This window comes from Nonomuraea sp. NPDC001831 (genome assembly GCF_042892035.1).
Classification (GTDB): Bacteria; Actinomycetota; Actinomycetes; order Streptosporangiales; family Streptosporangiaceae; genus Nonomuraea.
Map to the genome: position 1 here is coordinate 63,850 of NZ_JBIATU010000015.1, position 19,033 is coordinate 82,882.

Consider the following 19,033-nt stretch of genomic DNA (forward strand, 5'->3'; position numbering starts at 1 on the left):
GATCAGTAAGCGCTTCCTACGGCAGTGGCGCGACCGAGGCCCTGACCACGATGCTCGTGCCGACCTTGGCCATCGTCTGCACGGGCGAGAGGTAGTCGTCGTCGTCCCCGACGTCGAGGCCGAGGCGGACGGCCTGGCGGCCCAGCTCCTCCAGCGGGATGCGCACGGTCGTCAGCTGCGGCCGCAGCTCCTGCGCGATCGGCACGTCGTCGTAGCCCACCACCGAGACCGCCTCCGGCACCGGCACGCCCGCGAGCTCCAGCCCCTGCATCGCGCCCGCCGCGACCGTGTCGTTGGCGCAGAACAGCGCCGTGAAGTCGAGCTTGTCGGCCAGCAGCGCGCGGATCCGGTCATAGCCGAACCTGCGGTTGAGCTGCCCGAGGTGGATCAGGCCCTTGTCGTAGGGCAGGCCGCGGAAGGCGAGCGCGCGGCGGTGCCCGGCCAGCCGCGCGACGGTCGTGGACAGGCTCGGCGGCCCGCCCAGGAAGACGATCCTCCGGTGCCCCTGCGTGATGAGGTGGTCGGTGATCGCGAAGGCGCCGCCCTCGTTGTCGTACTCGACGACCCGGGTCGGCACGTCGTCGCCGAGCGACGGCCGGCCGCACAGCACCAGCGTGGAGCCGCTGGCGTGCAGCGCGCGGGCCCGGCGGGCGACCTGGGCGGCGTAGGCGCGGTCCTCGTAGGCGCCGCCGACCAGGATGACGGCGTCGGCCCGCTGCTCGTGCAGCAGGTCGATGAGCGCCAGCTCCTTCTCGTGGCTGCCGTGGGTGCAGCAGACCATGCACAGGCGGCCGTGCCTGGTGGCCTCGCGCTCGACGCCCCGGGCGATGTAGGCGTAGAAGGGGTCGATCACGTCGTTGATGATGATCCCGACGGTCCTGTTGGTGGCTCCGGCCAGGGCGCGGGCGTGGGCGTTGGCGACGTAGCCCAGCTCGGCGATGGCTCGCTCGACCCGCTGGCGCGTGACGGCCGAGACCGGGTAGTTGCCGTTGATCACCCGGGACACGGTCGCGCTGGAGACGCCCGCGTGCTTCGCCACGTCGGCCATCGTCGCCAGGCTCGGCTCGGTCACCGGCACCTCCTCGCTGTCGATCATGCCATTCGGTCGAGCTCGCCGCGATCGATCTCGTGCAGCAGCGGCAGCCCGGCGGCGTAACGGGCGATCTCCCCGAGCGTCGACTCGGCCAGCCTGCCGAGCTCGTTGCCCTGCGCGCCCGCCAGATGGGGGGTCACGAACGCGTTGGGCAGGTCGAACAGCGGATGGCCGGGCGGGAGCGGCTCGGGGTCGCTGACGTCAAGTATCGCGTCGAGCCGGCCGCTGCGTACCTCCTTGACCAGCGCGTCCGTGTCGACCAGGCCGCCGCGGGCGGTGTTGACGACGACGGCGCCGTCGCGGAGCATCGACAGCCGCCTGGCGTCGAGCATGCGGCGGGTCTCGCGGGTCTCGGGGGCGTGCAGGCTGACCACGTGCGACCGCCTGACCAGGGTGTCGAGGTCGACGGCCGTGCCGCCGAGCTCGGCGATCCCGGCGGGGTCGGCATACGGGTCGTAGACCAGCACGTCCGCGTCGAGGCCGCCGAGCAGTTCCATGACGCGCCGGCCGATCCTGGACAGCCCGACCAGGCCGACCGTGATGCCGCAGGCGCCGAGCCAGGGCAGACCGGAGAAGTCGCGCCGGGTGCCGCGCTCGCGGTAGCGGCGGGCCAGGGTGAAGGCCCGCTTGGCGCCGAAGACGATGGCGGCGAAGGTGAACTCGGCGACGGGCACCGCGTTGGCGTCGGCCGCGCTGCAGACCCGGACGCCGCGTTCGAGGACGGCCGGGTCGAGGAAGGTCTTGACCGTGCCGGCCGCGTGCGCGACGAGGCGCAGGCCGGGGGCGTGTTCGAGCAGCCCGGCGTCGATCTTCGGGCAGCCCCAGCCGGTCACCAGGACCTCCGCCGCGGCCAGCGCGCGCAGGGCGTCCGGCGAGCCGACCTCGTGCAGCACCTGGTCGTGGAGCTCGGTCAGCTCGCCGAGGCGGCGCAGGGCCTGGGGCCCGAACACCTCCTCGCGCACCCCGGGCGCCATCGCCAGCACGGCGCGCGGTCTCGGCCGGGTGTGCGGAGGTCTCACCGGCGCCTCTTGTCTGCCCACGTCCATCTCCCGATAGTAAGCGCGTTCTACGCACTGCTGCGGCACGCTAGGGCGTCACCTGCGTAAAGGTCAAGAAGCCCGGCACAGAAAGGCATGACTTCCGGCCGGGGTCTTGACGAAGCATGAAAGCGCTTACTAGCTTCCTCGCCAACCGGAAGGACCCAGCGCATGACCGCTACCCTCGACGCCCCCCGTGCCGGGACAGCGTCGTCGTCCGGCGAGAGGCCGCGCAGGCTCTCGCTGTGGCGGCGCCTCCGGCGCGACCGGGTGATGCTCCTGCTGACGCTGCCCGGGCTGATCTATTTCCTGGTCTTCCACTACGGGCCGCTGTTCGGCTACGTGGTCGCGTTCAAGGACTACCAGCCCTACATCGGCTTCATCGACAGCGCCTGGGTGGGGCTGCGGAACTTCGCCGCCGTCTTCGGCGACCCCGGCGTCTGGAACGCCCTCGGCAACACCCTGAAGATCACCCTCACCCAGCTCGTGCTCTTCTTCCCCGCGCCGATCGCCCTCGCCCTGCTGCTCAACAGCGTGGTCAGCGACAGGGTGCGCAGGTTCGTGCAGAGCGTGGTCTACCTGCCGCACTTCATCGGCTGGGTGATCATCGTCTCGGTGTTCCAGCAGATCCTCGGCGGCGCGGGCGCGCTGCCGAACTTCCTGCAGAGCGCCGGCCTGCCGCGCTACGACATGATGACCGACCCCGACGTCTTCCCGCTGCTGGTGACGTTGCAGGTGATCTGGAAGGACGCCGGCTGGGCGACGATCATCTTCCTCGCCGCCCTGCTCGCCATCAACCAGGACCTGTACGAGGCCGCCGCCATGGACGGCGCGGGCCGCTGGCGCCGCCTGTGGCACGTCACGCTGCCCGGCATCACGCCGATCATCGTCCTGCTGCTGATACTCAACCTCGGCAGCATCCTGTCCGTCGGCTTCGAGCAGATCCTGCTCCAGCGCGACAACGTCGGCCCCGAGGCGGGCGAGGTGCTGGACACGTTCGTCTACTTCAACGGCGTCAAGGACGGCCAGTGGGGGCCCGCGGCCGCGGTCGGCCTGGTCAAGACCGTCGTCGGCACCGCGATGGTGCTCGGCGCGAACAAGGTGGCCCACCTGTTCGGCCACGAGGGGGTGTACCGCGGTGGCGACAAGTAGCCGGCCGGCCTGGATGGAGCGGCCCTCCACGCCCGGCCTGATCCTCAAGGGCGCGATCCTCACGACGGTCGTCCTGCTGGTGGCCTACCCCTTCGTCGGCGTCATCGGCACCAGCCTGTCGGCCGAGTCCGACATCGCGCGGGCGGGCGGGTTCGTGCTGGTCCCGTCCGCGCCAAGCCTGGCGGCGTACTCGACGATCTTCAGCGGCGGGGTGGTGACGCGGGCGCTGCTGGTCAGCGTGCTGGTGACGGCCGCCGGCACGCTCGCCAGCATGCTCGCGACCATCGGCATGGCGTACGGGCTGAGCCGCCGCGAGGTGACCGGCTCGCGCTGGATCCTGATGGTGGCCCTGCTGACCATGCTCTTCAACCCGGGCCTGATCGCCAACTTCCTGCTGGTCAAGCAGGTCGGCCTGATCGACTCGTTCGGCGCGCTGATCCTGCCGAGCCTGGTGAGCGCGTTCAACCTGGTCGTGCTGCGCTCGTTCTTCATGGGGCTGCCGCGCGAGCTGCTGGAGAGCGCCCGCATCGACGGCGCGGGCGACTTCGGCATCCTGGTCAGGATCGTGCTGCCGCTGTCGAAGGCGGTGCTCGCGGTGATCTCGCTGTTCTACGCCGTCGGCTACTGGAACGCCTTCTTCAACGCCCTGCTCTACCTCGACGACTCCGACAAGTTCCCGCTCCCGCTGATCCTGCGCACGTTCGTCCTGCAGGGCCGTTCGATGGAGACCGTGACGGCCGCCGAGGCGCCGGCGCCCGTGCAGGCGGTCCAGATGGCCGTGCTCGTGGTGGCGATCGTGCCGATCCTGCTCGTCTACCCCTTCCTGCAGCGCTACTTCACCAAGGGCGTGCTCACCGGCGCCGTCAAAGGCTGACCCCCCAACCCCCCAAGGAAGATCCCATGAGAGAAAGCGTCTCGCGCCGAGGATTCCTGCGGCTCGGCGCCGCCACGGCGGCGGGTGTCGTCGCCTCCTCCGCCCTGGCGGCCTGCGGCGGCGGGTCCGCCGCGCCCGCCGCCAAGGCGCAGGGGCTGACCATCAAGCTGCCGACGTACACGCCGCTCGCCGGCACGCTCACCCCCGACCTGCCGGGCAGCCCCACGGGCGTTCCCGAGGGCTACTTCACCTATCCGGACAAGCTGTTCAGGGCCGTCGCCAAGCCGCCCATGTCGGGCGGGACCGTGAAGATCGCGGTGCAGACGTTCCTGCCGCCGCCGCCCGGCCGCGCGCAGAACCCGGCGTGGCAGGAGGTGGAGAAGCGGCTCGGCGGGACGGCCGACGTGCAGGCGGTCTCCTCCGACGACTGGCCGACGAAGTTCAACACGATGGTCGCGGGCGGCACGTTGCCCGACATGTTCACCTACATCCAGTCGCAGGGGGTGAACAACCTGCCCGCGTTCGCGGCCAGCCAGTGCACCGACCTGACGGCGCTGCTCGGCGGGGACGCCGTCAAGGAGTACCCGAACCTGGCGGCGATCCCGCAGGTGTTCTGGAAGCAGGGCATCGTCGGCGGCAAGCTGTACGGCATCCCCATCCCGCGCAACATGGTCGGCGGGCTCGGCTTCTACCGGGCCGACATGTTCGCGAAGGCGGGCGTCACCGACCTGTCGCAGATCTCCGACATGGACCGCCTGTTCGAGCTGCTCAAGGAGGTGACCAGGCCCAAGGACAACCAGTGGGGCGTGCTCACCATGGTCGGCGGCGTGTACGGCCTGTCGATCTTCTCGCAGCTGTTCGGCGCCCCCAACGCCTGGCGGCTGGAGAACGGCAAGCTGGTCCACGCCATCGAGACCGAGGAGTACAGGGCGGCCGTCGAGTACGTCCGCAGGCTCCGCGAGGCGGGCGTCGTCTACCCCGGCTCGGAGGGCTTCGACGGCCTCAAGCGCAAGAACGAGTTCAACTCCGGCCACGCCGCGATGGTCTACGACGGCCTGCCCGCCTACCTCGGGCCCACCGGCTACCTGCAGACGTCCAAGAAGATCGACCCGGCGGCCGATCCGCGGCCGCTCACGCCGGTCGGCCCGAAGGCCAAGGCGTTCCTCAACAACATCGTCGTCTCGATCACCATGCTGAAGAAGAGCGACGAGCAGCGGGCCAAGGAGCTGCTGCGGGTGGCCGACTTCTTCGCCTCGCCGTTCGGCAGCGAGGAGTACACGCTGCTCAACTACGGCCTGGAGGGCACCGACCACACGCGCGACGCCAAGGGCGCGCCGGTGCTGACCGAGCAGGGCGGGCGGGACACCGCCGTGCCGTGGAAGTTCGTCGCCGCGCCGACGCAGGCGCTGTTCGACTCCTCCTCGAAGGAGGCCGTGAAGATCATGCACGACGCGATCGGCAAGATGATCGCCGTGGGCGTGGAGGACCCGACGGTCGGGTTGTACTCCCCCGCCAACGAGAACAAGTACGAGTCGCTCTACACCATGCGCACCGACCGCGTGACCTCCATCGTGGCCGGGCGGGCGCCGCTGAGCGACCTGGACAAGCTGGTCAAGGACTGGCGGGCGCAGGGCGGCGACCAGGCGCGCGCCGAGTTCGAGGAAGCGATCGAGCAGTCTCCGAAGGCGGGCTGACCATGAAGCGGACCGTCCTCGCCCTCGTCGCGGCCGCGCTGCTCGGCACCGCCGCCGCCGTACCCCCGTCGCCGGGCTCGCCCGGCCTCGGCGACCCGCTCTTCCCGACGCTCGGCAACGGCGGCTACGACGTGCGCCACTACGACGTCTCCTTCGACTTCACCCCGGTCACCTACGACTTCTCCGGCGTCGTACGGTTCACCGCGAAGGCCACCCAGGCCCTGTCGTCCTTCAACCTCGACACCGACGGGCACGTGATCGACGCCGTCACGGTCGACGGCCGGCCCGCCGCCTGGGCGCTGTCCGCCGGGCAGAGCGGCCAGGAGCTGACCGTCACGCCCGCCGAGCCGCTGCGCGAGCACGTCCCGTTCGAGGCCGAGGTGCGCTTCCACGGCAACGGCAAGGCGCCGCGCGCGGGCCTGACCGGCTGGCGCTTCGGCCCCGACGGCGGGTTCGCCGCCGCCGCGCAGTCCAGCAGGGCCGACACGTTCTTCCCGGTCAACGACCACCCGTCGGACAAGGCCACCTGGACCTTCCGCGTCACCGCCCCCGAGGGGTACGTCGCCACCGCCAACGGCGTCCTGACCGGCCGCGACGGCGGCACCTGGACGTTCGAGGAGCGCGAGCCGATGGCCTCGGAGCTGATCGGCCTCGCCGTGGTCAAGGGCACGTACGTGCACGGCACCGGCCCGCACGCGCTGCCCCTGCGGCACGTCGTCCCGCAGGGCCAGGAGGCCAGGTACGCGCCGATCGCCGCCGAGACCGGCGCCCAGATCGCCTGGGCGGAGGCCAGGTTCGGCCGGTTCCCGTTCTCCACGTACGGGGTGCACATCTACCCGGGGTACACCGACGCGCTGGAGAACCAGACGCTGTCGCTGTTCGGCACCGGGTGGTTCGACCGGCCCGCGTACTCCAACACGATGGTGCACGAGCTCGTCCACCAGTGGTTCGGCGACTCGGTGACCCCGGCCACCTGGCAGGACGCCTGGCTGAACGAGGGCCCGGCCGTCTACTACGCGGCCGTGTGGGCGCAGGAGCACGGCGGCCAGCCGCTGGCCGACAGGATGCGCGGCGTGTACGCCAAGCTCGACGAGGTGCGCGCCAAGGACGGCCCGCCCGGCAGGCCGAAGGGCCTCGGCGGCTACAACATCTACGACGGCGGCGCCCTCGTCCTGTACGCCCTGCGCACCGAGGTCGGCGAGGAGACGTTCGACCGGATCATGCGCCGGTGGGTGCAGCGCAACAAGGACGGCAACGCCTCCACCGAGGACTTCATCGCCCACGCCGCCGCCACCGCCCACCGTCCCGCCCTGGACGGATTCCTGCGCGCCTGGCTCTACGGCCCCCAGAACCCCCCGCTGGAGGGAATGTGAACGCCGCGATCGCCCTCGCCCTGGCCCTCTCCCTGACCCCCGCGACGCCCCCCGCGACCGGCCCGGCCCCGAAGGTCTTCCACGTCGCCCCGGACGGCCGGTCCGCGGCCTGCAACCAGGTCAACCCGTGCTCCCTGGAGACCGCGCGGGACAAGGTCCGCGCGGCCCTGGCCGGCGGCATGGACCGCGACGTCGAGGTCCGCCTGGCCGGCGGCGTCTACCGGATGGCCGCGCCGCTCGTCCTGGACCGGCGCGACTCCGGCCCCGAAGGGCACACGGTGACCTGGACCGCCGCCCCCGGCGCCCGCCCGGTGCTGTCCGGCGGCGTGCCGATCACCGGGTGGCGGCAGGAGGGGCGCCTCCAGGTCGCGCCCGTTCCCGAGGGCCTCTCGCCGCGGCAGCTCTTCGTCGGCGGCGTACGCGCGATCCGGGCCCGCGGCGCGTCGTGCCCGGCCTCGACCTGCGACGCGACCAAGACGGGCATGACCGGCGCGGTGAAGAGCGGGGTCGCGGGCTGGGCCCACCCGGCGAACGCCGAGGCGGTCATCAAGGTCAGGTGGCGGAACTACCGCTGCCGCATCGACCGCGTGGACGGCGACGTGATCACCTTCGTCCAGCCGTGCTGGACGAACTCCGCGAGCGGCACCGGACGCACCGGGCCCGCGTGGGACTCGACGACGGTCGACTCCTCCCGGTACTCCAAGGTGTCCTTCTTCGAGAACGCCGCCGAGCTGCTCGACGAGCCGGGCGAGTTCGTCTTCGACCGGACCGCCCGTACCGTCTCCTACCTGCCCCGGCCGGGCGAGCGGCTGGACGACGTGATCGCGCCCGCCACCGAGACGCTGCTGCGCCTGGAGGGCGCGAGCCGGGTCAGGATCGCCGGGCTGGGCTTCGAGCACGCCGCCTACCTGCAGCCGGACACCGACGAGGGGTACGCGGGCACGCAGGGCGGCCTCACCCTGACCGGCGCGACCGGCCCCGAGGACCACGCCGGCCGCTTCTACACCAAGCCGGCCGCGGCACTCGTCGTGCGCGGCGGCCGGGACGTGACCGTCGACGCAGCCGCGTTCGCGCACCTCGGCGGCGCCGGCGTGATCCTGGAGGGCGGCGCCAAGGACTCGGCGGTCACCGGCTCGACGTTCACCGACCTGTCGTCGGGCGCGGTCTACGTCGGCGACACCGAGCCCAACCCTCCGGCCGAGCTGCGCGGCGAGCGCAACACGGTGGCCCGCAACACCATCACCTGGACCGGCCGCGAGTTCACCGACGCGGTGGGCGTCTGGGCGGGCTACGAGTCCGGGTTGCGCGTGGACCACAACACGCTGGAGAAGCTGCCGTACTCGGGCGTGTCGGTCGGGTGGGGCTGGAACCAGCCGGTGGCCCAGAACCCGGACATGCGCGACAACCGGATCACCGGCAACAGGATCGTGGACGCCATGATGGTCGCCGAGGACCAGCACGACGGCGGCGCCATCTACACCCAGGGCCCGCAGCCCGGCACGGTGATCTCCGGCAACTACCTCAACCGGTCGGCGTACGGCAACACCGAGCGCGACGGCAACGGCGTCTACCTCGACGAGCAGAGCTCCCACATCACGGTCGAAGGCAACGTGATCACCCGCGTCGGCTACAAGTGGATCTCCAACTGGGCCGGGTACGGCATCGACAACCTCGCCACCGGCAACTGGACCGACACCACCGCGCCGGAGCTGTCCGGCCGCGGCTCGCGGCAGGCGGACAACCACACCGCCCTGGAACGGCTGCCCGACGCGGCACTCGCCGTCGCCGCGGCGGCGGGCGCGCGCCCCGGCCCGGTCGAGCAGCTCGAACCCGACCTGGCCAGGACGGGCACCGCGACCCAGTCCACCACCGAGGGCACGGCGGCGGCCGCGAACGCCCTCGACGGCTCCACGGTGACCGACACCAGGACGACGTCCGCGCCCGGCTCCTGGTGGCAGGTCGACCTGGGCGGCCCGCACCGGATCGGCACCGTGGAGATCTGGAACGACGCCTCCATGACCACGGCCGACGCCGAGCTGCTGGTCTCGGCCACCCCCGACTTCGCGCAGGCCACGCGGGTGCCGCTGCCGGGCCGGGCGCTGCGCCCGTCCGTGGTCGCGGTGGACGCCGAGGGCCGGTACGTGCGGATCCAGCGGACCGGCACCGGCAGGATCGGCCTGTCGGCCGTGATGGTGCACCCATGAGCTGGTTCACGCAGGCCCGGTTCGGCCTGTTCGTCCACTGGGGCATCTACGCGGCGGCCGCCCGCCACGAGTGGGTGCAGTCCTACGAGAAGATGGACGACGAGCGCTACCGCCGCTACTTCGACCACTTCGACCCCGACCTCTACGACCCGGCCGCCTGGGCCGACGAGGCCGTCAACGCCGGGATGAAGTACCTGGTCGTCACGAGCAAGCACCACGACGGCTTCTGCCTGTGGGACTCCGCGCTGACCGATTTCAAGGCCCGGCGCGACCTGCTCGCCCCCATGCTCGACGCCTTCAGGGAGCGCGGCCTGCGTACCGGCCTGTACTACTCCCTGCTCGACTGGCACCACCCCGACTTCCCCAACGACCTCTACCACCCCCGCCGGGAGGAGGACCTCGGCGAACGCGACATCGCCAAGTACGCCGACTACCTGCACGGCCAGGTCCGCGAGCTGCTGACCCGCTACGGCCGCATCGACACGATGTGGTTCGACTTCTCCTACGCCGGACGCGGGTTCGGCGCCAAGGGCCCCGACGAGTGGCGTTCGGCCGAGCTGGAGCGGATGGTCCGCGAGCTGCAGCCGGGCATCCTCGTCAACAACCGGCTCGGGCTCGGCGGCGGCGACTTCACCACGCCCGAGCAGGTCATGCCGCCCGGCGGCGTGCCCGGCCACCGGCCGTGGGAGGCGTGCCAGACGCTCAACGGCAGCTGGGGCCACCACCGCGACAACCAGGACTGGAAGCCGGTCGAGCTGCTGGTCAAGATGCTGGTCGACACCGTGTCCAAGGGCGGCAACATGCTGCTGAACGTCGGCCCGAACGCCCGGGGCGAGTTCGAGCCGCGGGCCCTGGAACGGCTGCGCGGGATCGGCGCGTGGATGCGCCTGCACGCCCGGTCCATCCACGGGGCGGGGCCCGCGGAGTTCGAGGCCCCGCCCGACTGCCGCTACACCCGGCGCGGCGACCGGCTCTACCTGCACCTGCTGTCGTGGCCGATGCAGCACGTGCACCTGCCCGGCCTCGGCGGCCGGGTGGCCTACGCCCAGTTCCTGCACGACGCCTCGGAGGTGCCGTTCGTCGAGATCGACCAGAAGGAGCCGTTCCACCACTACCTGCGCGGCCTGCCGGAGGACACCCTGACCCTGCGGCTGCCGATCACCCGCCCCGACGTGACGATCCCGGTCGTCGAGCTGTTCCTGCGGCCCGGGTGACGTGCCTCCAAGGGCGCGTGCGGCACGAGCCGGGCGACGACGCCTGGCCGGGACGCGGTCACGAGGATCGGGAGAACATGGCCAGGGCCTGGGAGCGCTGCGCGACGAGCTCGTCGTAGGTGCCGTCGCGCTCGGCCCAGCGGTGCATGAGGACCCGCTCGACCAGGATCTCGTCAGGGGTCGGGTCCTGGGAGAGCAACCGCGTGACCTCCTCGGCGAAGTCGTCGAGCGGCAGTGCGTGCGGGTTCACCTTCTCCTGGCCCGCCGTGGCGACGGCCGGCGGGACGAGTTCGACGACGCCGACGCCGGTGCCGTCGAGCTGCGCCCGAAGCGCCTCGGAGTAGGCGTGCACCGCGGCCTTCGAGGCGGCGTAGGTGGGCATGGGCGGGAACGGCAGGAAGGCGATCCCGGAGGTGACGGTGACGAACGTGCCGGCGCCGCGCCGCACCAGGTGCGGGGTGAAGGCGTCGATGACCCGGATGGTGCCGACCAGATTGGTGTCGATCGTCGTCCGCGCCGCCTCGAAGTGGGCGGGGTCGCGCAGATCTTCCAGGAGCATGACGCCCGACATGGTCACCACGGTGTCCAGCTCGGGGTAGCGGGCGAGTACGGCGTCGCGGGCGCGTGCGACGGAGGCGTCGTCGGTGACGTCGACGGCGAACGCGCCCAGACCTTCGCCGGCGAGTTCCTGGAGCGACTCGGCGCTGCGGCCTCCGACGGCCACGGTGCTGCCCGCCGCGGCGAACCGCCGGGCCAGCTCCCGCCCGATGCCCGAGGTTCCGCCCACGATGAGAACGGTGCGGTTGGAGAGGTCCACGAGGTCTTCCCTTCGGTGGGGTGCGCCGCGGCGTTCGGGCCTGCGGCGCCTTCGATGACGGACGGCGTCACCGGGCGCGGCGGTGACGTCTCGAGTGTGGACGTCCCCCTGCGGGCCTGGCAGCGCCCCCGTCTTCCCTGGTCCTGACAGGACCCCCTCTGGGGCGCGCGCACCGCATTACGGTGTCGGTATGAAGGGCGATAAATCCGACAATCGGCTCGGCAGCTACCTTCGCGCACGCCGTGAGCTGGTGACCCCGGAGCAGGCCGGCCTCCCGCCCGGGGGCAACCGCCGCGTCCCCGGACTGCGCCGGGAGGAGGTCGCCCTGCTCGCCGGGATCAGCGCCGACTACTACCTGCGCCTGGAGCGGGGCCGCGACAAGAACCCCTCGCCCCAGGTCCTCGAATCGCTCGCGCGCGTCCTGCGACTCGACGACGTCGAGCGTGCGTACCTGCTCGGCCTCGCCGCGCCCCGCCCGAGAACGCGCCGCCGCAGGCGACCCGAGCACGTGCCGGCACGGGTGCACGAGCTCCTCGCCCATCTCCAGATCCCGGCGTTCGTCGAAGGACGCGCCTTCGACGTCCTGGCCTCCAACCCGATGGCCGTCGCGCTCTCCCCGCGGCTGAGGCCCGGCCAGAACCGGCTGCGCTCCTTCTTCCTCGACCCCGAGGAACAGGCCTTCCACCGGGACTGGGAGAAAGCCGCCGCCGGCTTCGTCGCGACCCTGCGCACCAGCGTCGGAGACGACACCGACGATCCCCGCTTCATCGACCTCGTCGGAGAACTCGCACTGTCCAGTCAGACGTTCCGCACCCTGTGGGCCCGGCACGACGTCCGCGCCCTCGACGGAGGGACCGCCGTCGTCGACCACCCCGTCGTCGGTGAACTACGGCTGCACCGCGACAAACTCCCCGTGGACGACGTCATCCTCGTCCTCTACTACCCCGACAAGGACAGTGACAGCGACGAGAGACTGAGGCTCCTCGCCGCCCTGTCGCACACCGCCCACCGGGAGCACGCGGAGCACGCGGAGGCAGTCCGCCCCGGTCGGCTCCATGATGATCCGTGACGCACCTGACAGACCTGGCAGGCGCTGATCGACCTGGCTGAGGTCGTTCATGCGGGGAGGGCGTCTCCGGGGAAGCCGTGGCAGGGGTGCACCTCGTAGCGCATCATCCCGGCCTGCACGCAGGGGTCTCCGGCCATGATCTCCGAGGCCTCCTCGGCCGGCACGGTCATGATCGCGACGCCGGCCATGGTGTCGGAGGCGACCGGGCACAGGATCGCGATCACCCCCTCGGCGCGCAGGGACACCATGCGTCGCTGGTGTTCGAGTTCGATGGCGTCCGCGCCGTCCCTGGTGCGGTCCGGCCCCCAGTGCAGGAGCGCCAGGCTGTACGGCTTCGCGGTCGCGGCCAGAGCCTGGATCTGTTCGTCAGTCACGGTCGTGCTCATGATGTCCCCTTACTTCTCGATGCGTTCGGCCAGCGAGACGCAGATGCCTTCGGGCCCGCGGACGTAGGCCATCCGCCAGGCGCCCTCGTATTCGCCGATGCCTCCCACCAGCCCGTAGCCCTCGGCTGCGGCGTGGTCCACCGCGGCCTGCAGGTCGTGCACCTCGAAGGCGACGTTGCGCAGGCCCAGCTCGTTGGCGGGCGCGGCGGGCGAACCCGGGAGGTGGTGCGGGCGCGTGAAGCTGGAGAGCTCCAGTGTCGTCCCTCCGCCGGGCGGTCGCAGCATGACGATCTCGGTGCGGGCGCCGGTCATGCCGATCACCGTGTCCAGGAAGTCGCCTTCGACGGCCATCTTCGGATCGGCCTCCAGACCGAGGCTGACGAAGAACGCCGTCACGGCGTCGAGGTCGGCGACGGTGATGCCGACGTGGTCGAAACGCCTGATGAATGTCATCGGATGCCTTTCAGGGTTTCTTCAAGAGACGCATGAGGAAAGTAGCACTTTAGGTTCCGTAAGGGAACCCCAATTGCTGGGGACCGGCCTCGGCTCGGGATCCGATGCGTTGCCCGGCCCTGATCTTCCCGGCTTCTCGGCCTCCCTTGCAGGTGCTCAACCGCGCGGACCTCGCGAACGGCGAGGAGGCGCTGGAGCGTTTCGTCCGCGAGGTCGGCGCCACTCGGCGGGTCTCCGCGTTCCGCACCGCGGCGCTGATCGACACCGGCCTCGACCAGCACCGGCCGCACATCGCCAGCGAGTACGTCGCCGGCCCGATGTTGAGCGCCGTCGTGGCCGCCGGGTTGCGGCTCGTCCGGTCCCGATGGGTCAAGGGGTGGAGTGGTGAGGGAAGAGGGCGGCGGCGACGTGCTGGGTGTCGGTGTACTCGATCACCGAGGTGATCTTGCCATGGTGAACGGTGCAGACGGCGATGCAGCGGTTGTCGTAGGCGGTGTCGTGGACGGTGGTGGCCTTGGAGGTCCATTCGGCGACCACGTGCTCACCCTCGGCGATCGTGCTGACCAGCTCGATCTGCAGGGTTCCCGGGACCAGGATCGTTCCCATGCCGCCCAGGAAGTCGTTGACGATCGCGTCGCGCCCCCGCCACACCTTCGAGATCGGCAGGTCGCCGGGATAGTGCCAGGTCGCGTCGTCGGCGAAGCTGTCGCGGACGACGTCCGCATCGCCATCCCGGACGGCTTCGACGTAGCGGATGACGACGGCTCGGGGATCGGTGACGGCGTTCATGATCTGCACTCCTACGGTCGGGGGTCTCGTGGTGGGCAAGCGGGGCGTTCAGGGGGCGCGGAAGTGGCGGATGACGGCCGACTCGGGCCCGTCGAAGAAGGCGAAGAGACCCGGGAATGAGCGCCTCCATCCTTTTGCCTCCCCGGTGCTTTTTGCGACCAGTTCACCGGAGGGGGCAGTGACGAGGCCAACAACGCGCCCGCCCGGCCGACAACGCCTGGTTGTCGCCTATGGTCGTAGGCGTGGATCTCGACCTGACCTTGGTCCGCGCGTTCGTCGTGACCGCCGGGACACTGCACTTCGGGCGCGCCGCCGAGCGGCTGGGGACCAGCCAGCAGGCGCTGTCCAAGCGCATCGCGCGACTGGAGGCAGTGCTGGCGGTACGGCTGTTCGAACGCGAGGGCGGCATCCGGCTGACCGAGGCGGGCGAGCGGTTCCTGCCGGCCGCACGCGAGGCGCTGGCGGCGGCCGAACGCGCGGTCGCGGAGGTGACGGGAGCCGGACCAGTCGTGCGCATCGACACCTGGGGCCACCTGTACGGGCCGATGCGCACCGTCGCTCAAGCAGTGCAGGCGCTCAGCACGGTCCGCCTGGAGCCCGGCCCGGGACGCGACTGGCCCTCGGTCGCGGCGGCGTTGCTGCGCGGCGACACCGACGTGGGCTTCGGCCGGGTGCACCCGCTGCCGGGCGGCTCCGACGTCGGCCTCACTCAGCGGCTGGCGCGGCTGGAACCGGTCGACGCCGTGGTGAGTACGTCGCACCCGCTGGCCGCCGCCACCACATTGCGTCCGGCCGATTTGCGCGACAGCACCCTGTGGTGCCCGGCCGAGCTGACTCGCCTGGACTTCCTGCGCCGTTTCGCCGACGAGTTCCAGATCACGCGGCGGCAGGACGGCCCCAATCTAGGCATGGACCACCTTGTGCAGCACCTCCGCACCGACGTCTCGTGCTTCACGCTCGTTCCCGCCGACGCGCCGCTTCCCGACCACGCGGGTCTGCGCTCCATCCCGCTCGTCGAGCCGACCCCGCTGTACGCGTGGTCGCTGGTCTGGCGCACCTCCCACCGGCATCCGCTGCTCGAACCCCTGGTGCGCGGTTTCGCCGACACCGGCCGCGCCCACCGATGGCTGGACTACACGCCACAGCAGGACTGGCTCCCTGACGCCGACCACGCCAAGCTCATGGCCGATCACGTGTGATCATTACCGCTTGGACGCGCCGCACGCGTCCAAGAGCGTCGACCCCGGTCTGACCTCGGCCGCAGCGCAGGAGCGTCCCTAGGAGAACCAGCTTCCGCCGAGCTCCTGGACGGCCTTGCCGCCCTTGGGCACCAGCACCGCCTCGCTCAGCACGTTGGTGACGCTCTTGGTGTCGTTGAGCAGGGCGAACAGGAAGAACATGCCGCCACTCGCCGTACGGAAGCCGAAGACGGAGCCGTGGCCGGCGAAACCGACGTACAACCCCTTGTTGACCTCGGGGAACGCCTTGCGGCTGTAGCTGTCCTTGGCCAGGCGGTAGCCGGAGTCGCCCTCCTTGTCCTTGTCCCCGTTCCAGAAGTTGCGGTACTCCTCGGCCACGGCGGCCGCCATCGCGTTGTCCATGTCCGTGATGTAGCCGTCGGCGTCGAGCAGCGGCTCGGGCATCCGCTGTCCCCAGTGCACCGGGGTCACGACGGCCAGCCGGAAGGACTGCCCGGCAGAGCGCAGGAACCCCAGCAGGTGCGGACGGCTGTGGCCCTTGGTGTCCCGGTAGGTCGCCTTCGCGATGAACCAGTCCCCGGCCGGTGGCTGCCGCTCCGGCCTGGGCACATAGATCGTCGGGGTGCCGGTCGGGTTGATCGGTCGGTGCGCCGGCTTCCATCCGAGCTCCTCACGGCTGCGTTCGAGCACGCCCTCGTACAGGGCGCCTTCGACGAACAGCGCGTCGAGCCGGGCGTTCGACCGCCACCACTTGCGCTTCTTGAGCGCCGCGTTGTACGTGGCCAGCCACGTGCGCATGGCCGTCCGGGCCCGGGCGACGGTCAGGGCCTGCGCGGTCGCCGAGGGAGCCGGGGTGGCGCTCGCGGACGGCGCGGCGTCCGGCGACGGAGCCCGAGACGGAGACGGCGAGGTGGCGGGCGAGGCGGCGCGACTCGGCGTCGGCGGGTCCGCGGGCCGATAGGGCAGTCCCGGGATCGCACCGCAGCCGCCCAGGCTCAGCACGAGAGCCACGATCAGCGGTAGTGCGCGCACCGAACAACTCCCCCAAGACAGCACAAAGCCCCGACAAACAAGAACATATCGAATGCGTCCCGCCACACCGGTATCCACACAGCTCACCGGCATACGAAGGACCGGCATACGCGCTTCGGCACCCGCGGACCGGCGGCCATTACACAGCCGCGCAGCCCTGCGGAATCACCTGCCGGGCTGCAGGCCGCCGCGGGACGTGGTCAGCAGCCTGCCCCTGTTCGGCGGCGTCGGAACGAAGACCAAGTCGCACGAAGACCAAGTCGCACGAAGACCAAGCCGCCCGCCACCAGGTGAACCGCCCTTCTCCGGTCAGGAACGGGGGATCTCCACCTCGCGCACGGCCGACAGCGCGGCCGGCGGAAAGTCCGGCCACTGCGGCCCGTGGTGCCCCTCACCCTGGAGGTACTTGTCGGCGAACGCCTGGGCGGCGGCCAGAACGTCCGCGACCTGCCGCGCGGTGAGCCTCCCGGACGTCAACGCCTCTCCCAGCTCGTGCAGATCCAGCACCCGGTACGGAAGCCCCGGCGGGCCGACGACGAAGTCGACGTAATGGTCGACCACCCGGACCGTGTCGCCCCTCTCGCGGATCCCGACAAGGTCGATGTACCACCAGCCGGCGCGCTCCGGCCGGAACACCACGGGCTGGTGGAGTTGCACCGACTCCTCCAGCAGCAGGAACGCGCGTTGCCGCCGCCCCGCGCCGGGGCGCACGTACCTGCCCTCCGGGATGTCGAACTCGTACGCCGCCACCCGGCCCACCCGAACCCCCGGACACGACAGATCACCGCGCACAACCGTGACCCGCTCCTGAAGAGTTCGGCCCTCGCTCACACGGCCGGATCGTATCGGGGCCGGCCGTTCAGCGGGACGGATCGGTGGAGGGCGGCTCCTGGGGATGGGTGGCCGCCAGGCGTGACGCGCCCGCGCTGGCCTCCGCCTCGAGCGTGTATGGCCAGGTCAGACGGGGAGGAGCCAGGAAGCCGGGACGCTCGGGCCCGCTCGCGACCACCACGCAAGAACGAATCGGAGAACTCCTGATGCGCGCAACCCTGATGTACGGCGCCGGCGACGTCCGCGTCGAGCAGGTGCCCGACCCGGCCGTCCAACTGCCCACCGACGCGCTGGTCCGCGTCACCGCGTCCTGCATCTGCGGCAGCGACCTGTGGCCCTACGGCTCGATGAAACCGCAGGACGGCCCCGCCCGGATGGGACACGAGTTCATCGGCGTCGTCGAGGACGTCGGCTCCCAGGTGACCACCCTCGCCCGGGGCGACCTGGTCGTGGCGCCGTTCGCCATCTCCGACAACACCTGCCGGTTCTGCCGCGAGGGCCTGCACACCTCCTGCGCCGACCCGCAGGCCGGCTTCTGGGACGCCGAACCGGACGAGGGCGGCCAGGCCGAGGCCGTACGCGTCCCGCTCGCCGACGGCACCCTGGTCAAACTGCCCGTCGAAGCCGACTCGCCCCTCATGCCGTCCCTGCTGACACTCGCGGACGTGCTCGGCACCGGCCACCACGCCGCCGTGGCCGGCGGCGTCGGCCGGCGCACCCGCGTCACCGTCATCGGCGACGGCGCCGTCGGCCTGCTGGCCGTGCTGTCGGCCAGGCGCCTGGGCGCCGAGCAGATCATCCTCATGGGACGCCACCAGGCCCGCACCGACCTCGGCCGCGAGTTCGGCGCCACCGACGTCGTGGCCGCCCGCGGCGAGGAAGGCGTCGAGCAGGTACGCGACCTCACCGGCGGCGACGGCACCCACGTCGTCCTGGAGGCCGTCGGCAACATGCCCGCCTACCAGCAGGCGCTCGGGGTCGTCCGGCCGGGCGGCGTCATCAGCCGCGTCGGCGTCCCGCAGTACGACGACGCGCCGATCGGCATGGACAGCCTGTTCCGCCACAATCTGCGCCTGGCCGGCGGCCCCGCCCCGGTCCGGGCCTACATCGAGCAGCTGATGCCCGACATCCTGAACGGCGTCATCGAACCCGGCAAGGTCTTCGACGCCACCACTGACCTCGACGGCGTCCCGGCCGGCTACCGGGACATGGCCGACCGCAAAAGCCTCAAAGTGCTCATCAAGCCCTGACCTTCCGAAGCTTCCCCGAAGCGTCGGCCGCAACAGGCAAAGCCGCGATCGACGCCGGAACGCCACCCGCGGGCGAAGCCGCTGCCAAGCGGGAGGAAGGAAACAACCCCGCGAGGAACGATCCTCAGCCCGTCACGCCACCCCGCCCGCCCCTCCCCCGCGCGCGGTCGCCATACTGCAGAAGGCGCACGGTGAAGAGCCCCCTGGTGGCCTGAGCACAGACCACCACGGCACCTCCCGCCGACCCGGTGCTCCGGAGCCGCCATCGGCCCGGAGCACCCGCGCCCACGACATCCACGACGTCGAAAGGCCCTGATGACAGCCGACCAGCCCATCTGCTGCCCCACCTGCAAGGGAGTCCTCCCCGGCCGGCAGCGCAGCGACTACACGGCCGCCCGCGGACGCCTCGTCGTCGTCAACGGCTACTGCCAGGGCCAGTGCCCGGCCCCCGAACAGCGGCCCCGCCTCCAGGCCCCCGCCGAGCACCCCGCGCCCGCCGGCCACGGCACCCCGCAGCCGCTGAGCGTACCGGCGCCGGCGCTCTGACCCCGGCACGCGAGACAGGG

At 71.4% G+C, this 19,033-nt stretch carries 18 protein-coding genes; 10 read left to right on the plus strand and 8 right to left on the minus strand.

The genetic code is table 11. The annotated features are described in order from the left end of the window. Nucleotides 1-16: 16 nt before the first annotated feature. Together ACFYYW_RS36860 and ACFYYW_RS36865 are read right to left on the minus strand one after the other, a co-directional pair. Nucleotides 17-1,096, minus strand: coding sequence for a LacI family DNA-binding transcriptional regulator (locus tag ACFYYW_RS36860; protein WP_387656005.1), 1,080 nt, complete (start codon nucleotides 1,094-1,096; stop codon nucleotides 17-19). Further along, nucleotides 1,093-2,112 carry a hydroxyacid dehydrogenase gene (locus ACFYYW_RS36865; protein ID WP_387656008.1) on the minus strand — a complete coding sequence of 340 codons (1,020 nt, stop codon included), beginning with the start codon at nucleotides 2,110-2,112 and terminating at the stop codon, nucleotides 1,093-1,095. Before ACFYYW_RS36865 ends, ACFYYW_RS36860 begins: the two co-directional genes overlap by 4 nt. 189 nt (nucleotides 2,113-2,301) lie before the next feature. On the opposite strand from ACFYYW_RS36865, the gene ACFYYW_RS36870 reads away from it, so the two are divergent. From ACFYYW_RS36870 to ACFYYW_RS36895, 6 genes are read left to right on the plus strand one after another with little or no spacing between them, the layout of a single operon-like run. Next, nucleotides 2,302-3,282 (plus strand): ABC transporter permease subunit, encoded by a 981-nt coding sequence (locus tag ACFYYW_RS36870; RefSeq protein ID WP_364419890.1) that lies wholly within the window; start codon nucleotides 2,302-2,304, stop codon nucleotides 3,280-3,282. Then, on the plus strand, nucleotides 3,269-4,156 hold the full coding sequence (locus ACFYYW_RS36875) for a carbohydrate ABC transporter permease (protein WP_352323979.1): 888 nt from the start codon (nucleotides 3,269-3,271) through the stop codon (nucleotides 4,154-4,156). The genes ACFYYW_RS36870 and ACFYYW_RS36875 overlap by 14 nt, the downstream gene beginning before the upstream one ends. Nucleotides 4,157-4,182: 26 nt before the next feature. Then, complete coding sequence (locus tag ACFYYW_RS36880; protein WP_387656010.1) at nucleotides 4,183-5,850, plus strand: extracellular solute-binding protein; 1,668 nt, start codon at nucleotides 4,183-4,185, stop codon at nucleotides 5,848-5,850. 2 nt (nucleotides 5,851-5,852) lie between these two features. Next, the gene (locus ACFYYW_RS36885) at nucleotides 5,853-7,223 is read left to right on the plus strand and encodes a M1 family metallopeptidase (protein ID WP_387656013.1); all 1,371 of its coding nucleotides are present in this window, start codon (nucleotides 5,853-5,855) and stop codon (nucleotides 7,221-7,223) included. Then, nucleotides 7,220-9,427: a right-handed parallel beta-helix repeat-containing protein gene (locus ACFYYW_RS36890; RefSeq protein ID WP_387656016.1), complete on the plus strand. Its 2,208-nt coding sequence runs from the start codon at nucleotides 7,220-7,222 to the stop codon at nucleotides 9,425-9,427. Before ACFYYW_RS36885 ends, ACFYYW_RS36890 begins: the two co-directional genes overlap by 4 nt. Then, entirely contained in the window at nucleotides 9,424-10,641 is a 1,218-nt protein-coding gene (locus tag ACFYYW_RS36895) for an alpha-L-fucosidase (protein WP_387656018.1), read from the plus strand. Before ACFYYW_RS36890 ends, ACFYYW_RS36895 begins: the two co-directional genes overlap by 4 nt. Before the next feature lie 58 nt (nucleotides 10,642-10,699). Here the strand turns inward: ACFYYW_RS36895 and ACFYYW_RS36900 are convergent, their stop codons facing one another. Continuing rightward, complete coding sequence (locus tag ACFYYW_RS36900; protein WP_387656021.1) at nucleotides 10,700-11,458, minus strand: SDR family oxidoreductase; 759 nt, start codon at nucleotides 11,456-11,458, stop codon at nucleotides 10,700-10,702. A gap of 190 nt (nucleotides 11,459-11,648) precedes the next feature. Between ACFYYW_RS36900 and ACFYYW_RS36905 the strand changes: the two genes are divergently transcribed. After that, a complete protein-coding gene (locus ACFYYW_RS36905) occupies nucleotides 11,649-12,527 on the plus strand; it encodes a helix-turn-helix transcriptional regulator (protein ID WP_387656023.1) in 879 nt (292 codons plus the stop codon). A gap of 47 nt (nucleotides 12,528-12,574) precedes the next feature. Here the strand turns inward: ACFYYW_RS36905 and ACFYYW_RS36910 are convergent, their stop codons facing one another. From ACFYYW_RS36910 to ACFYYW_RS36920, 3 genes are all read right to left on the minus strand, one after another. Then, nucleotides 12,575-12,913, minus strand: coding sequence for a hypothetical protein (locus ACFYYW_RS36910; protein ID WP_352323987.1), 339 nt, complete (start codon nucleotides 12,911-12,913; stop codon nucleotides 12,575-12,577). A 9-nt stretch (nucleotides 12,914-12,922) separates the two neighbouring features. Continuing rightward, a complete protein-coding gene (locus ACFYYW_RS36915) occupies nucleotides 12,923-13,366 on the minus strand; it encodes a VOC family protein (protein WP_387656026.1) in 444 nt (147 codons plus the stop codon). 369 nt (nucleotides 13,367-13,735) lie between these two features. Beyond that, nucleotides 13,736-14,155 (minus strand): nuclear transport factor 2 family protein, encoded by a 420-nt coding sequence (locus tag ACFYYW_RS36920; protein ID WP_387656029.1) that lies wholly within the window; start codon nucleotides 14,153-14,155, stop codon nucleotides 13,736-13,738. 242 nt (nucleotides 14,156-14,397) lie between these two features. Between ACFYYW_RS36920 and ACFYYW_RS36925 the strand changes: the two genes are divergently transcribed. Beyond that, nucleotides 14,398-15,354 (plus strand): LysR family transcriptional regulator, encoded by a 957-nt coding sequence (locus ACFYYW_RS36925; protein ID WP_387656032.1) that lies wholly within the window; start codon nucleotides 14,398-14,400, stop codon nucleotides 15,352-15,354. A 78-nt stretch (nucleotides 15,355-15,432) separates the two neighbouring features. On the opposite strand, the gene ACFYYW_RS36930 is transcribed toward ACFYYW_RS36925, so the two are convergent. Beyond that, on the minus strand, nucleotides 15,433-16,386 hold the full coding sequence (locus ACFYYW_RS36930; protein ID WP_387656035.1) for a hypothetical protein: 954 nt from the start codon (nucleotides 16,384-16,386) through the stop codon (nucleotides 15,433-15,435). 309 nt (nucleotides 16,387-16,695) lie between these two features. After that, on the minus strand, nucleotides 16,696-17,136 hold the full coding sequence (locus tag ACFYYW_RS36935; protein ID WP_387656037.1) for a DUF402 domain-containing protein: 441 nt from the start codon (nucleotides 17,134-17,136) through the stop codon (nucleotides 16,696-16,698). A gap of 287 nt (nucleotides 17,137-17,423) precedes the next feature. On the opposite strand from ACFYYW_RS36935, the gene ACFYYW_RS36940 reads away from it, so the two are divergent. Beyond that, nucleotides 17,424-18,467: a zinc-dependent alcohol dehydrogenase family protein gene (locus ACFYYW_RS36940; RefSeq protein ID WP_387656040.1), complete on the plus strand. Its 1,044-nt coding sequence runs from the start codon at nucleotides 17,424-17,426 to the stop codon at nucleotides 18,465-18,467. 315 nt (nucleotides 18,468-18,782) lie between these two features. After that, complete coding sequence (locus ACFYYW_RS36945) at nucleotides 18,783-19,013, plus strand: hypothetical protein (RefSeq protein WP_387656043.1); 231 nt, start codon at nucleotides 18,783-18,785, stop codon at nucleotides 19,011-19,013. Nucleotides 19,014-19,033 lie beyond the last annotated feature (20 nt).

Bases quoted from the DNA above. Each gene is read 5' to 3' on its own strand.
- ACFYYW_RS36860 (WP_387656005.1), bottom strand. From the start codon at position 1,096: ATGATCGACAGCGAGGAGGTGCCGGTGACCGAGCCGAGCCTGGCGACG.
- ACFYYW_RS36870 (WP_364419890.1), top strand. From the start codon at position 2,302: ATGACCGCTACCCTCGACGCCCCCCGTGCCGGGACAGCGTCGTCGTCC.
- ACFYYW_RS36880 (WP_387656010.1), top strand. From the start codon at position 4,183: ATGAGAGAAAGCGTCTCGCGCCGAGGATTCCTGCGGCTCGGCGCCGCC.
- ACFYYW_RS36885 (WP_387656013.1), top strand. From the start codon at position 5,853: ATGAAGCGGACCGTCCTCGCCCTCGTCGCGGCCGCGCTGCTCGGCACC.
- ACFYYW_RS36895 (WP_387656018.1), top strand. From the start codon at position 9,424: ATGAGCTGGTTCACGCAGGCCCGGTTCGGCCTGTTCGTCCACTGGGGC.
- ACFYYW_RS36905 (WP_387656023.1), top strand. From the start codon at position 11,649: ATGAAGGGCGATAAATCCGACAATCGGCTCGGCAGCTACCTTCGCGCA.
- ACFYYW_RS36910 (WP_352323987.1), bottom strand. From the start codon at position 12,913: ATGAGCACGACCGTGACTGACGAACAGATCCAGGCTCTGGCCGCGACC.
- ACFYYW_RS36915 (WP_387656026.1), bottom strand. From the start codon at position 13,366: ATGACATTCATCAGGCGTTTCGACCACGTCGGCATCACCGTCGCCGAC.
- ACFYYW_RS36920 (WP_387656029.1), bottom strand. From the start codon at position 14,155: ATGAACGCCGTCACCGATCCCCGAGCCGTCGTCATCCGCTACGTCGAA.
- ACFYYW_RS36940 (WP_387656040.1), top strand. From the start codon at position 17,424: ATGCGCGCAACCCTGATGTACGGCGCCGGCGACGTCCGCGTCGAGCAG.
- ACFYYW_RS36945 (WP_387656043.1), top strand. From the start codon at position 18,783: ATGACAGCCGACCAGCCCATCTGCTGCCCCACCTGCAAGGGAGTCCTC.